This window comes from Arcticibacter tournemirensis (genome assembly GCF_006716645.1).
Lineage (GTDB): Bacteria > Bacteroidota > Bacteroidia > Sphingobacteriales > Sphingobacteriaceae > Arcticibacter > Arcticibacter tournemirensis.
Genome location: NZ_VFPL01000001.1, coordinates 2,585,715 through 2,598,963, shown reverse-complemented (window position 1 = coordinate 2,598,963; position 13,249 = coordinate 2,585,715). Strand labels below are relative to the sequence as shown.

The window sequence follows — 13,249 nt, the reverse complement described above, 5'->3', positions numbered from 1 at the left end:
TATGAAAGAAAACTTTCTGTTTATTTACGGTTCTCTTTTAACACCCTCCAACCCATTCGGCGCCTACTTAATGGAGAACAGCACATTATGGAGCAAAGGTTGCATAAAGGGTACTCTATATGACACCGGTGATTATCCGGCAGCTATTTATGATACTGCATCTCCCAATTTGGTCCATGGGAGTATTTATGAACTCGGACCGAACCGTCACGACATTTTTAAAGTACTGGACGAATACGAAGGATTTAATGAAGACCACCTCGAATCGAGTGAATTTATCAGATGCGAGTGCGAGGTTTTAGCTGGAAATGAAGTTAAAATATGCTGGACTTACGTTTATAACCGTTCTTACGTTCATCTGCCTGCAATTCCATCAGGAGACTATATTCTATACAAAAAAGGCTGAACCATTACAATTCAGCCTTTTTAACAATAACCTTTATTCTATAGGATGGCAGACTTTACAGTCTTGATAATACGTGCCGCCACTTTATAAGGATCAGCCGCAGAATTAGGACGACGATCTTCAAGATATCCGTTCCAGCCTCTTTCTACTGTCGCCAGAGGAATACGGATAGAAGCGCCACGGTCTGAAACGCCATAGCTAAAGTCGTGAATAGACGCTGTTTCGTGTTTACCGGTAAGGCGAAGGTGGTTGTCGGCACCATAAACTTCGATATGTTCCTTAACAACCGGACGGAAAGCTTCGCAGATTTTATCGTAAGTATCCTTGTTGCCTGCAGTCCGCAATACAGAATTTGAGAAGTTAGCGTGCATACCCGAGCCGTTCCAGTCTAACTCACCCAAAGGCTTACAGTGCCAGTTGATCGCTACTCCGTACTTTTCACCTATTCTTTCAAGAAGATAGCGGCCAATCCATATCTGATCGCCTGCTTCTTTTGCACCTTTTGCGAAGATCTGGAATTCCCACTGGCCAGCAGCTACTTCGGCGTTAATACCTTCTACATTAAGGCCGGCTTCCAGACAAGCATCAAGATGTTCTTCTACTATTTCCCTGCCGTAGGCATTCTTAGCGCCTACAGAGCAATAATACGGTCCCTGAGGTCCTGGGTATCCACCAGCTGGAAAACCAAGTGGCTTGTTCGTTTCAGGATCCCAAAGGAAATATTCCTGCTCAAAACCAAACCAGAAGTCATTATCATCATCTTCAATGGTCGCACGCCCATTTGATGGATGAGGGGCACCAGTAGAATCAAGCACTTCACACATAACAAGGTAAGCATCTTTTCTCTGAGGATCCTTACAAATAAAAACAGGTTTCAAAACACAATCAGACGATCCGCCTGGTGCTTGCTCGGTAGAAGATCCGTCAAAGCTCCACATTGGGCAATCTTCTAACTTACCGCTGAAATTCTTTTCGATTTTTGTTTTGCTGCGCAGGCTTTGAGTGGGTTTATAGCCATCAAGCCAAATGTACTCTAATTTTGTCGCCATTTTTGATGATTTCGGAAATATTTAATTCAAATATGAATACTTTGTTATTAAAAAACTAATTATAGAAACGAATTTACAATAATATTTCTGTTTTTTACAAATTTCATATAAAAAGAATAAAAAAATAACATCAAAGATGCCAAAGTAAATACACAGACGATTTTTTCAGAAACAATCAAAGCAGACTTAGCCCGAAGTTCTGTATTTGTTTAAGTAAAAGTTTATTATTTAAGATATTTCCTACGATCTGATCAGATCAGTATATCTCTTTTGGGGTTTCCAGGTTAGGTTAGAATGGTATCAGTGGCGGGAAAACAAATATGGGTTCCGGTAAGCTGTATCAGAAAAAGCCGAGCTCAAGTTTTGCATCTTCGCTCATCATTCCCTTGTCCCAGGGGGGATCGAAACTAATTTCTACCCTTGCTTCCTTAATGCCTTCAACTTCGGCAAGAGTATTCTGAACGTCCTGCAGTATCTGGTCCGCAGCCGGGCAGGCAGGAGCGGTAAGGGTCATTACAACTTTTACAACCCCATCAGGAAACGTGTGAAGCTCATATATCAACCCAAGCTCATATATATCCACAGGTATTTCGGGGTCAAATACCATTTTGAGCCTTTCGATAACCTTATCTTTAATCCCTGCCTGATCGTTAATAATCATTTTACTAAGTTATTGTCTTTCAGCAATAAGCTGCCAACGACTTTAATAAAGAAACAAGAATTGAGAACAGATTGAATTAATACTGAACCTTATACTTTATTTCTTAATTCTTGATACTTGATACTTGATACTCATATCTCACTCCTCACTCCTTTTTCACAAGTGCCGCATCGTAAGCAATTGCATAAAGTTTAATTTGCTTCACCATAGCAAGCAAGCCGTTTGAGCGGGTAGGTGATAAATGTTCTTTAAGTCCAATCCTGTCGATAAAATATAAATCAGCATTCATGATCTCTTCAGGGCTAAACCCCGACAGTACATTAATGATGAGACTCACCAGACCTTTAGAGATGATGGCATCACTGTCGGCAGAGAAAAAGATCCTGCCCTCTTTAAATTCGGGATAGAGCCAAACCTTAGACTGACATCCTTTAATCAGGTATTTATCCTGCTTATACTGTTCGTCTATAAGAGGCAGCTCCTTACCCAGCTGAATGATCTGTTCATACTTATCAACCCAGTCGGTAAGAAATTCAAATTCCTCAATTAATTCGTCCTGTTTCTCGTTTATAGTCATCTTATAATTAATACTCTAAACAAGCATATTTATTGCCCTCTTCAGGCTGCTTATGAAGTAATCAATTTCTTCGATAGTGTTATATACTGCAAAAGAGAGCCTTACAGTACCAGGAATACAATAAAAGTCCATTACAGGCTGCGTACAATGATGGCCTGTTCTCACGGCAATGCCCATTTTATCAAGAAGCACGCCTACATCATAGGGATGCACGCCTTTAACCGATAATGAAAGAGCACCGGCTTTCGCCTTTGCCGTCCCAATAATGTCAATTCCTGGAATTTCTGTCACCAATGAAGTCGTATACTGCAGCAGGCCATTCTCAAAAGCGGCGATTTCATTAACGCCAAGCTCAGTAATAAAATCTACGGCCGATTTAAGGGTAATAGCGCCTTCAATATGAGGTGTACCAGCTTCATATTTAAAGGGAAGCTCATTATATTCAGTTCCGGTAAATGTTACCGTTTTGATCATGTCTCCGCCTCCCTGGTAAGGAGGTAGCTTTTCAAGCCATTCTTCCTTTCCGTAAAGGATGCCAATTCCGGTAGGCCCGTACATCTTGTGACCGGAAAAAGCGAGGAAATCGCAATCCAGATCCTGTACATCTACAGCAACATGCTGAACAGCCTGCGCTGCATCTATCAATACAGGCGTGCCGTTAGCATGCGCCAGTTCGATGATTCGCTTCACCGGATTAATTGTCCCCAGTGTATTAGAGATATATGTAACAGCAACTATCTTTACCCTCTCATCGAGCATACGCTCAAACTCGTCCATCAGAAGTTCACCGTTCTCGTTCATGGGAATGACCTTCAGGACTGCACCACGCTTTTCACACATTATTTGCCATGGAACAATATTTGAGTGATGCTCCATCGCCGAAATAATCACAGAATCACCTTCCTTTACAGCATAACTCCCGTAAACATCAGCAATCAGGTTGATACCGTCGGTAGTCCCTTTCGTGAATATCACTTCAGATGAACTGCGCGAATTAATAAATGCAGCAACCGCATTTCTCGACACTTCATAGGCGTCTGTCGCTTTCTGACTCAGGTGATGCACACCCCTATGAATGTTACTATTTATCGTACTGTAGTATTCACTGATAGCATGAATAACAGAATATGGTTTCTGGGTTGTGGCAGCATTATCAAAGTACACCAGCGGCTTTCCGTAAACCGACTGATGTAATGCGGGAAACTGTTTGCCTATCGGCTCGCCTCCGTATAAGAACTGTCTGACTATATTTTCGGTATTGACTTCCATATTATAACGGCCCCCTGGTCTGTAATCTAAGCTATTTCCAGATTCTCTGTATGAAGTTTTTTATGAAGTAAGCTCTCTGTATAATCCCGCAGTTCCGGAATCTCGATCCGCGAAAGAACGTCAAAAACAAAGGCCTGCATAAGCAAGCGCCTGGCAGTATCCTCTCCTATTCCTCTTGAATTGAGATAAAAAAGCGCTTCCTTATTCATCTGCCCAACAGTAGAACCGTGAGAGCATTTCACATCATCGGCAAATATTTCCAGCTGTGGCTTACTGTTTACCGTAGCCTGATCGCTTAGCAGCATGTTATTATTTTGCTGAAAAGCATTAGTCTTCTGGGCATCGGGCCGAACATATACCTTCCCGTTAAAAACCGATCTTGATCTATCATCCAAAATACCCTTATACAACTCGCTGCTATTACAATTAGGCATCTGATGATCTACAAGCGTGTGGTTATCAGCATGCTGCTCCCCGCTCATAATGTAGGCTCCTATCAGGTTTGTTTCAGTACCGGTTCCCTTTAGCTGAAAATTGAGATCGTTCCTTACCAGAGGATTCTCTCCCAGCAGGATATTTGAATTATTCAGCACGCTGTTTCTGAACTGAAACACTTCACGGTGATGAATAAAGTAAACATTGTCCCCTAAGGTATTGACGATATGGGAATGAAAAATAGCCGACTCGTCAATCTGCTGTTCACTTACATAGCTAACAAATACCGGGGAAATTGTATCAGAATGAAAAGTTTCTATCAGCGTTGCCTCGCTAAGCTTTTCTGCAACAACCAGCATCCGGTAAGGAACAAACGCTGCTTCCTGGCTGCCGGTGTAAATATGAGTAACATGCACCGGACGCTCAATCACCTTCTTCGCCTCGATGTGCAGAACGCTGTAATCCTTAAAGAACGCCGTATTTAGAGCGAGCATAGAATTGTCAGGATCATTGGCAATTGCGCCCAGCTTTCCTTCAAAACGTGCGTCAGCCAACGCGGCAGCTGTGTCAAGGAATGTCATTCCATCCGGAAGTGGATCAGAAAGATCCGGGGCAAATTTCCCGTTAAGAATAAAGATGCGGCTTGCTTCCAGATTTTCTACAGCGGCAGAAAATTTACCCGAAACATCCTGCGACTGGAACTTATAATCGTCACGCAACAAGCGTTCAAGATTGGTGAACTTCCATTCTTCATTCTTCCTGGAGGGTAATCCGTCTTTTTTAAATATCTCAAAAGCAGCCTCCCTCTTCTCCGAAAGCCACGCGGGTTCATTCAGTCGCGACAAGGCCTGCCCTTCCGGAAAACGATTTATTAGATATTGATAAAAGTTATTGAATATTCCTTTTTCCATTTGTTGTGTTCTAAACATCAAAGAGAATGCGATGCTGCTGCACTTAATTCGTCTTTAACCCAGTCGTACCCTTTTTCCTCAAGTTCTAAAGCCAGCTCCTTGGTGCCGGATTTAATAATTCTTCCATCATAAAGGATATGTACGAAATCAGGCACGATATAATCAAGTAAACGCTGATAATGTGTGATTATCAGGAAAGCGTTGTTTTCCGACCGGAGCTTATTAACGCCACTGGCAACCACCCTCAAAGCATCAATATCAAGACCTGAATCTGTTTCATCAAGGATAGCCAGCTTAGGTTCAAGCATGGCCAGCTGAAGTATTTCGTTCCTCTTTTTCTCGCCACCCGAAAAGCCTTCATTTAATGAGCGGTTCACCAATGAAGCCTTCAGCTCTACCACTTCCTGTTTATCCTTAAGAAGCTTTAAAAAGTCTTTAGACGATAAAGGAGGTAAACCTTTATATGCACGTATTTCGGTTAAAGCAGTCTTTAAAAAGTTAATATTCGATACGCCGGGAATTTCCACTGGATACTGAAATGCAAGAAATAAACCCTCTCTCGCCCGGTCTTCGGGAGACATGTCAAGCAAGTCTTTTCCGTCGAAGGATACTTCACCGCCGGTCACTTCATAGCTCTCCTTACCGGCCAGAACCGAAGCAAGAGTACTTTTTCCCGAACCGTTAGGACCCATTATCGCATGTATTTCACCAGCATTCACCTGCAGGCTTATTCCTTTTAGAATCTCTTTCCCTTCAACAGAAGTTTGAAGATTATTTATATTAAGCATTTCTTATATATTTTTTACTTTTTAAATTTATTACTTGCTATCAGCTTTCAGCAATCAGCATTCAGCAACTCTTTACTTTAAACTTTCAACTCTCAACTCAAAAGCTATCCCACACTTCCATCAAGCGATATCGCAAGGAGTTTCTGAGCTTCCACCGCAAATTCCATCGGAAGATTGTTCAACACTTCACGCGCATAACCATTCACAATCAGCGCTACAGCTTTCTCGGTATCAATACCGCGCTGGTTCAGGTAGAAAATCTGGTCTTCAGCGATTTTTGAAGTAGTAGCTTCATGTTCAATGATAGCACTGCTGTTCTTACCCTCTATATAAGGGAAAGTATGGGCACCGCATTTATCACCGATCAGCAACGAATCACACTGGGTAAAATTACGTGCATTTTCAGCATTTGCACCTATGGATACCAATCCGCGGTAACTATTATGACTTTTTCCGGCCGAAATACCTTTAGAGATGATCCTGCTTTTCGTATTCTTTCCAATATGGATCATTTTGGTGCCCGTATCAGCGATCTGATGATGACGGGTCATGGCAACAGAATAAAACTCACCCGAAGAGTTATCTCCCTTAAGTATTACACCCGGATATTTCCAGGTAATAGCAGATCCAGTTTCAACCTGTGTCCAGGAGATCTTGGAATTGTTCCCTCTGCAGATTCCGCGTTTTGTTACAAAATTATATACACCTCCCTTACCCTCTTTATCACCCGGATACCAGTTCTGTACAGTAGAATATTTTATCTCTGCATCATCCAGCGCTACCATTTCAACTACTGCCGCATGAAGCTGATTTTCATCGCGCATAGGAGCAGTACATCCTTCGAGATAACTAACGTAACTTCCCTCGTCAGCAACAATCAGTGTACGTTCAAACTGGCCGCTGTTCATCGCATTGATCCGGAAATAGGTAGAAAGTTCCATCGGGCATCTTACCCCTTTAGGAATGTAGGCGAAGGAGCCATCCGAAAACACAGCCGAATTTAACGCCGCAAAAATATTGTCATTTGCAGGCACTACAGTCCCGAGATATTTTCTTACAAGATCAGGATGATTCTGTACAGCCTCACCAAAAGAACAAAAGATAACACCTTTTTCTGCAAGCTTAGCTTTAAATGTAGTAGCCACAGAAACGCTGTCGAATACAACATCCACGGCCACTCCCGAAAGGATCTTCTGTTCGTTAAGAGGAATGCCTAATTTCTCGAAGGTATCAAGGAGTTCAGGATCTACCTCATCCAGACTGTTTAGCTGCTTTTTCTTCGGAGCTGCAAAATAAGATATAGCCTGAAAGTCGATTTCCGGCATGTTGAAGTTTTGCCAGTGTGGCATCTCCATCTGCAGAAAACGATCCAAGGCTTTAAGCCGCCATTCTAGCAGCCATTCGGGTTCATTTTTCTTGGCAGAAATGTAACGGATGGTGTCGGCATCAAGACCCCTCGGAGCCATCTCCATCTCTATATTCGTACTGAACCCGTATTCATATTCGCCGGTGGCAAGCGATTCCAATAACTCCTGGTCTTTACTCATAATTCAAACATTATACCCTCTTTCTATTCAGTATCAGAGGGATAACCTATATTTTAATAACTTTTTTAAAAAATAGTTTAGTCTTATTTGTTACAAAGTTACTACTTTTGCAATTAAACAAGTAAAAACTTGGAAAAATATTTATGCGTCCTAATAAATTCTTACAGCTACTAAAGACACGAGGGCCTCTTACTGCGAAGGAGATTGCTGAAGAATTAGGCATCACCAATGAAGGTGCCCGTCAGCAACTGGTACGTCTTTCTGAAGACGGACTGGTGAAGTATGTCTCTTCGACGAAGGGCGTTGGACGTCCGGTGCAAGTATACGAATTAACTGAACAAGGGAATACATCTTTTCCAAACTCTCACGCTGCGCTGACGGTGCAGCTTCTTGATACGATCAAAGAGCAGCTCGGAGAGGAAGCGTTGGATACAGTAATAGCTTCCCGTGAAGCGGAGACGGTAAAGCGGTATAAAGTAATATTAAGGGACTGCAGTGACCTTGAAAGCCTCATCAGCGGCTATACAGCGATAAGGACACATGAAGGCTATATGGCCGAATTCAGGAAAGAAGACAACGGCGAATACCTTCTTTTTGAGAACAACTGCCCCATTGGAGCAGCGGCAAGTTCGTGTAAGCATTTCTGCCAGTCGGATATGCGTATTTTGCAGAAGATACTCGGCGAAGAGGTAACTGTAGAACGCATGGATCACATCGCATCAGGAGAAAGAAGATGCACCTACCGGATCAAAAGCCAAACCTACCAGCAGCAATAAGACGGGATTACACGCCGATCAGTCCCGGCGTTAAATTCTTCAGGTCCGAAATAACAGACTTAGGGTCGTTTGCTGTAAAAACAAAATTACCCGCTACCAGCACATTTGCCCCGCATGAAAGAAGCTTACCTGCGTTCGAAAGGTTTACTCCCCCATCTACCTCAACAAGCAATGAGTTATTTCTTTCCGCTGCCATCAGCTTCAATGTACGGATCTTCTCAAACGTACGCTGAATAAACTTCTGACCACCAAACCCGGGGTTAACCGACATGATCAGGACAAGATCCACATCTTGAATGATATCCTCCAGCAAATGAACCGGAGTATGCGGATTTAAAGCAACACCGGCTTTACAACCCAGATCCTTTATTGCCGCGATCGTACGATGCAAATGAGGGCAAGCTTCATAATGCACAGTAATCACCGACGCCCCTGCCTTAGCAAAAGCTTCAAGATACCGGTCAGGATCCGTTATCATCAGATGAACATCCAGGGGTTTCCCTGCATATTTCCTTATAGCCTCCAGCACCGGAAACCCAAACGAAATATTCGGCACAAATACACCGTCCATAATATCGATGTGAAACCAGTCGGCCTCACTTTCATTTACCATGGTAATATCACGCTGAAGGTTGGCAAAGTCGGCCGCAAGAACAGAAGGGGCGATCAGATGGTTCATATCGCAAAGGTAGGTTTTTGAGCCGAAAGGAAAAAGCAGAAAGGTTCTATCTTTCTGCCAGTTCCTTCACTGTCTCTCCATATTGATCAGTCTTATCTGCTTTCAATTTTAACAGATGATACCATCTCTTAAAGGTATTAACAAACACCACCAACATCAACACTATTGCCAGAGATGCGAGAAAAGTCAATAAATACTGCTTTTGTGGCAGATACATATACTTGATTTGTTCATACCCTGCCCAAAAAGTTATAATGGCCATAAAAACACCTGGGATGGCTGAACACAAAGCGTATTTCTTCCTGTTAATCCGGATGAGCATGGTAGTACAGACAATCAACCCGCAGGCTGCCAGCAGTTGGTTACTGATGCCAAATAAAGGCCATATACTACTTACATTCCCCGTGTAAACTAAATAGCCCCATGAGAAAGTGAAAGTTAAACTGCTTATAACAATACCAGGTATCCAGCTCTTGTCATTAAATTTTGGAATTACATTACCTAACATCTCTTGCAGAAAGAACCGTCCCACTCTGGTTCCGGCATCAATAGCGGTTAAAATAAAGACGGCTTCAAACATAACTGCAAAATTGTACCAATAGGTCATTAAATCATCTATAAATGGTATTTTATTGAATATATGTGCCATCCCGACTGCCAAAGAAACGGCACCTCCTGTTCTTCCATATAAGTCTACTCCTATCTTTTCGACAAAATAATCGAGATCGACAGGATGTAAATTGGGATTTGCGGCAACAAAAGCTTCATACATTTCCTTTGGTGTATTGATGGCAAAATAATCACCGGGTGCTAACGTACAGGCAGCAATCAGAGCCATTAATGCGACGAAGCCTTCAACCAACATAGCGCCATAACCAACAAAAAGAATTTCACGCTCATTAGTCAGCATTTTGGGTGTTGTTCCTGTCGCAATTACGGCATGAAAACCCGAAATAGCGCCACATGCAATTACGATAAAGATGAAAGGTAAAACCGGGCCACCTATTACCGGACCACCGCCATGTACCAATTCTGTGATTGCAGGCATTTGCAACGTAGGATGAATAAAGATTACCCCTATTGTCAGCATTAGTATCGTTCCTATTTTTAAATAAGTTGATAGATAATCTCTTGGAACTAAAAGCAACCAAACCGGTAATACCGATGCCAAAAAGCCATATACCGTAATAGCAATGGATATGGTTTCTATTCTCCAGTGGAACAAATTGCTGATTTCTTTAAACTGCATCAGTTCATGTCCGCCAGCAATACCGGCAAACAACAAAATACCACCTATGATACTGGCTAAAATCACACTATTCTTCCGGAAACGCATAATCAGACCCATTATGATGGCAATCGGCATAGTTGCAATTACCGTAAACAGCGACCATGATGCTTCATGCATGGCACTTATACAGGCAAGAGAAAGTCCTGCGAGTGTCAGTATCAGAATAAAAAGAATGGCAAATCCTGCTATCAGACCTGTACCTTTACCAATTTCCTTGCTGGCTATGGTCGCCAGACTTTCTCCCTTGTGTCTCACCGAGGCAAAAAGTACAACCATATCGTGGACACCTCCTGCCAGTACGCACCCAATTAAAATCCACAACGCCCCTGGCAAATAACCAAACTGAGCTGCAAGCACAGGGCCAACCAATGGGCCCGCCGCTGCTATTGCTGCAAAGTGATGGCCAAAAAGTACATTTTTATTAGTAGCAACATAATCTTTACCGTCTGCAAACTCTATTGCAGGTGTAACATTTTTAGCGTTTAATCGCAACACTTTGGCGGCCATAAAAACACCATAGTACCTATAGGCAATGGCAAACACCAACAAAGCCGCAAAAACTAAAGTAAGGGCATTAACACCGTTCAAAAATCCCATATATAATGAAAAAAAATTATTGTACCTCAAAATATGCTTCCATTCCCGACTGACTATTCGTGCCAATCATCATTTTAAACTTGCCTGGTTCAACTTTCTTTTGCATATCAATATTCCAGAAGGCCAGATCAGATACCGGAAGATGAAAATGAACCGTTTTTAACTCCTTTACATTTAGCTCTATCCGCTTAAAATCTTTCAGCTCTTTTACCGGCCTGACAACAGAACCAACAACATCTGTTACATAAAGCTGTACCACTTCAGTCCCGGCGTATTTTCCGGTATTTTTAATGTCGATGCTTATGTTTAGCGTATCAAGGTAACTCAGGCTGTCATTCGTTATTCTAAGATTGGAATATTCAAACGTGGTATAGGATAACCCATAACCAAAAGGATATAAAGGATCAGAACCAATGTCGAGATAGTAGGACGAATGGCCTAACACGGATTGTTTTGCATTCAGCGGTATATCGTCCAACGATTTTTCCTTGCCTGTAGCCGGCCGGCCTGTATTGTTGTGATTATAGTAAATGGGAATTTGACCTGTCGCCTTAGGAAAAGTAGCCGGTAACTTACCTGACGGCACAGCATTTCCAAATAAGACATCAGCTATTGCCGGACCGCCCATGGTGCCGGGATGCCAGGCGTATAGTACTGCATCTGATTGTTCAATTTCCCTGCCTAATGTCAGGGGTCTGCCGGCCATTACCACCATCACCAATGGTTTCCCGGTTGATTCAAGCTGCTTTATCAACTCTGATTGTGCTCCCTGAAGATTCAAATTTGCCAGACAGTGAGCCTCTCCGGTCAAAATCGCCTCTTCTCCTACAAACGCAATAATAACATCTGCCGAACCTGCTATTTTTAAAACTTCATCAAATTTAGACCGGTCTTTATCTCTGCTGTATTTCAGGCCTGGCACAAAATGTACTTTTACCCTGTTGCCATACATTGCAGTTATCGCTTTGGCAGGAGTTTGTGTCTTATCGGTTTCGCCGTCCATCGTCCACGTGCCAAGTTGATCATGAGGTGCATCCGCCAACGGGCCGGTTATTAAAACGCTGGTAATCTTATCCGATAAAGGTAAAATACCAGATTCATTTTTTAACAACACAATCGATTCTTCTGCTATTTTCCTGGCAATGGAAAGGTGCTTTGCTGAATAGACTTCAGAGTTGCCAGTATTAGTATAAGGATTATTAAAAAGATTAAGCCTGTATTTCAGTCTCAGTATATTACGTACCGCATTATCCAGCGTAGTCTCTGATACCTGCCCTTCAGCTACCAATTGTTCCAGATTCCGGATAAAACACTTTGACGACATCTCCACATCCAGCCCGGCTTCAATAGCCTTTTTCGCCGCTGACCTGTCGTCTTCCGCAACACCATGTTTAATCATTTCAATTACAGAACCCCAGTCCGAGACAAGCACACCGTCAAACTTCCATTCTTTACGCAGCACATTATTCAGCAGATATTTATTTCCTGTTGCTGGTATGCCGTTATTATCGTTAAACGAAGTCATTATACTGGCACATCCCACATTCAAAGCCTCTCTGAATGGGGGAAGATAAACTTCGCGCAGCTGTCTTTCAGGAATATAGGTAGAATTGTAATCGCGGCCGCCCTCCGCAGCTCCATATCCGATAAAATGTTTGGCACATGCAGCCATCGATTGCGCGTTCGACAGGTCTTCGCCCTGAAAACCCCTTACCACGGCTACCGCCATCTTTCCGGTAAGATAAGTGTCTTCCCCAAAACTTTCCGCGATGCGCCCCCAGCGAGCGTCTCTGCATATGTCAATCATCGGAGCAAAAGACCACTTGATACCGTGTTCTGTAGCCTCGGCTGCTGCAACTTTCGCACCTTCTTTTATCAAATCCGGGTTAAACGTTGCTGCCTGCCCTAACGGTATTGGGAGCATCGTTTTGAATCCATGAACAACGTCCCTGCCGAAAATCAAGGGTATACCGGTCCGCGACTGTTTACAGGCAACTTCCTGTAAATCGTTCAATACTTCCGGATCTGTGATATTCATTAATGAACCTATTTCTCCATCCTTAATCAAGGCCTTTAATTCTTCAATTGTACCATGAATGCCACGACCGTCCAACTGGTTCAGTTGACCGGCTTTCTCCCGTATTGTCATTTTCAACAAAGTAGATTCAATTTTCTGTTCTATGTCCTGTACCTGCTGCCCATAAGATGTATAGAATACGGATAACATAAATATTATGCATACTGGAAATATTCTTTTCATCGA

The 13,249-nt window shown here is 42.7% G+C and carries 12 protein-coding genes; 2 read left to right on the top strand and 10 right to left on the bottom strand.

Annotation, left to right across the window (positions count from 1 at the left end; all coding sequences use genetic code 11):
• The first annotated feature begins 1 nt into the window (after position 1).
• Positions 2–406 carry a gamma-glutamylcyclotransferase family protein gene (locus tag BDE36_RS10815; RefSeq protein WP_141814862.1) on the top strand — a complete coding sequence of 135 codons (405 nt, stop codon included), beginning with the start codon at positions 2–4 and terminating at the stop codon, positions 404–406.
• A 38-nt stretch (positions 407–444) separates the two neighbouring features.
• On the opposite strand, the gene BDE36_RS10810 is transcribed toward BDE36_RS10815, so the two are convergent.
• The 7 genes from BDE36_RS10810 to sufB form a co-directional block, all read right to left on the bottom strand.
• Positions 445–1,455 (bottom strand): glutamine synthetase beta-grasp domain-containing protein, encoded by a 1,011-nt coding sequence (locus BDE36_RS10810; RefSeq protein WP_141814861.1) that lies wholly within the window; start codon positions 1,453–1,455, stop codon positions 445–447.
• 340 nt (positions 1,456–1,795) lie between these two features.
• Positions 1,796–2,116 (bottom strand): metal-sulfur cluster assembly factor, encoded by a 321-nt coding sequence (locus BDE36_RS10805; RefSeq protein ID WP_141814860.1) that lies wholly within the window; start codon positions 2,114–2,116, stop codon positions 1,796–1,798.
• Between the two features lie 145 nt (positions 2,117–2,261).
• On the bottom strand, positions 2,262–2,693 hold the full coding sequence (locus BDE36_RS10800; protein ID WP_128768690.1) for a SufE family protein: 432 nt from the start codon (positions 2,691–2,693) through the stop codon (positions 2,262–2,264).
• Positions 2,694–2,708: 15 nt separating this feature from the next.
• Positions 2,709–3,962: an aminotransferase class V-fold PLP-dependent enzyme gene (locus BDE36_RS10795; RefSeq protein WP_141814859.1), complete on the bottom strand. Its 1,254-nt coding sequence runs from the start codon at positions 3,960–3,962 to the stop codon at positions 2,709–2,711.
• A gap of 26 nt (positions 3,963–3,988) precedes the next feature.
• A complete protein-coding gene (gene sufD, locus BDE36_RS10790; protein ID WP_161987596.1) occupies positions 3,989–5,308 on the bottom strand; it encodes a Fe-S cluster assembly protein SufD in 1,320 nt (439 codons plus the stop codon).
• A 17-nt stretch (positions 5,309–5,325) separates the two neighbouring features.
• On the bottom strand, positions 5,326–6,096 hold the full coding sequence (sufC, locus tag BDE36_RS10785; RefSeq protein ID WP_141814857.1) for a Fe-S cluster assembly ATPase SufC: 771 nt from the start codon (positions 6,094–6,096) through the stop codon (positions 5,326–5,328).
• A gap of 104 nt (positions 6,097–6,200) precedes the next feature.
• On the bottom strand, positions 6,201–7,643 hold the full coding sequence (gene sufB, locus BDE36_RS10780) for a Fe-S cluster assembly protein SufB (RefSeq protein ID WP_128768686.1): 1,443 nt from the start codon (positions 7,641–7,643) through the stop codon (positions 6,201–6,203).
• 143 nt (positions 7,644–7,786) lie between these two features.
• On the opposite strand from sufB, the gene BDE36_RS10775 reads away from it, so the two are divergent.
• Positions 7,787–8,419 (top strand): helix-turn-helix transcriptional regulator, encoded by a 633-nt coding sequence (locus BDE36_RS10775; protein WP_141814856.1) that lies wholly within the window; start codon positions 7,787–7,789, stop codon positions 8,417–8,419.
• 7 nt (positions 8,420–8,426) lie between these two features.
• Here the strand turns inward: BDE36_RS10775 and rpe are convergent, their stop codons facing one another.
• Genes rpe through bglX form a run of 3 tightly spaced genes read right to left on the bottom strand, consistent with a single transcriptional unit; the run spans position 8,427 to position 13,246 of the window.
• On the bottom strand, positions 8,427–9,098 hold the full coding sequence (gene rpe / locus BDE36_RS10770) for a ribulose-phosphate 3-epimerase (protein ID WP_141814855.1): 672 nt from the start codon (positions 9,096–9,098) through the stop codon (positions 8,427–8,429).
• 46 nt (positions 9,099–9,144) lie between these two features.
• Positions 9,145–10,986: a carbon starvation CstA family protein gene (locus BDE36_RS10765; protein WP_141814854.1), complete on the bottom strand. Its 1,842-nt coding sequence runs from the start codon at positions 10,984–10,986 to the stop codon at positions 9,145–9,147.
• A gap of 16 nt (positions 10,987–11,002) precedes the next feature.
• Positions 11,003–13,246: a beta-glucosidase BglX gene (gene bglX, locus BDE36_RS10760; RefSeq protein ID WP_141814853.1), complete on the bottom strand. Its 2,244-nt coding sequence runs from the start codon at positions 13,244–13,246 to the stop codon at positions 11,003–11,005.
• Between the last annotated feature and the right edge of the window lie 3 nt (positions 13,247–13,249).

Excerpts from the sequence above, each read along its gene's own strand:
- bglX (WP_141814853.1), bottom strand. The coding sequence starts at position 13,246 with ATGAAAAGAATATTTCCAGTATGCATAATATTTATGTTATCCGTATTC.
- sufC (WP_141814857.1), bottom strand. The coding sequence starts at position 6,096 with ATGCTTAATATAAATAATCTTCAAACTTCTGTTGAAGGGAAAGAGATT.
- BDE36_RS10800 (WP_128768690.1), bottom strand. The coding sequence starts at position 2,693 with ATGACTATAAACGAGAAACAGGACGAATTAATTGAGGAATTTGAATTT.
- BDE36_RS10815 (WP_141814862.1), top strand. The coding sequence starts at position 2 with ATGAAAGAAAACTTTCTGTTTATTTACGGTTCTCTTTTAACACCCTCC.
- BDE36_RS10795 (WP_141814859.1), bottom strand. The coding sequence starts at position 3,962 with ATGGAAGTCAATACCGAAAATATAGTCAGACAGTTCTTATACGGAGGC.
- sufB (WP_128768686.1), bottom strand. The coding sequence starts at position 7,643 with ATGAGTAAAGACCAGGAGTTATTGGAATCGCTTGCCACCGGCGAATAT.
- sufD (WP_161987596.1), bottom strand. The coding sequence starts at position 5,308 with ATGGAAAAAGGAATATTCAATAACTTTTATCAATATCTAATAAATCGT.
- BDE36_RS10775 (WP_141814856.1), top strand. The coding sequence starts at position 7,787 with ATGCGTCCTAATAAATTCTTACAGCTACTAAAGACACGAGGGCCTCTT.
- BDE36_RS10810 (WP_141814861.1), bottom strand. The coding sequence starts at position 1,455 with ATGGCGACAAAATTAGAGTACATTTGGCTTGATGGCTATAAACCCACT.
- BDE36_RS10805 (WP_141814860.1), bottom strand. The coding sequence starts at position 2,116 with ATGATTATTAACGATCAGGCAGGGATTAAAGATAAGGTTATCGAAAGG.
- rpe (WP_141814855.1), bottom strand. The coding sequence starts at position 9,098 with ATGAACCATCTGATCGCCCCTTCTGTTCTTGCGGCCGACTTTGCCAAC.
- BDE36_RS10765 (WP_141814854.1), bottom strand. The coding sequence starts at position 10,986 with ATGGGATTTTTGAACGGTGTTAATGCCCTTACTTTAGTTTTTGCGGCT.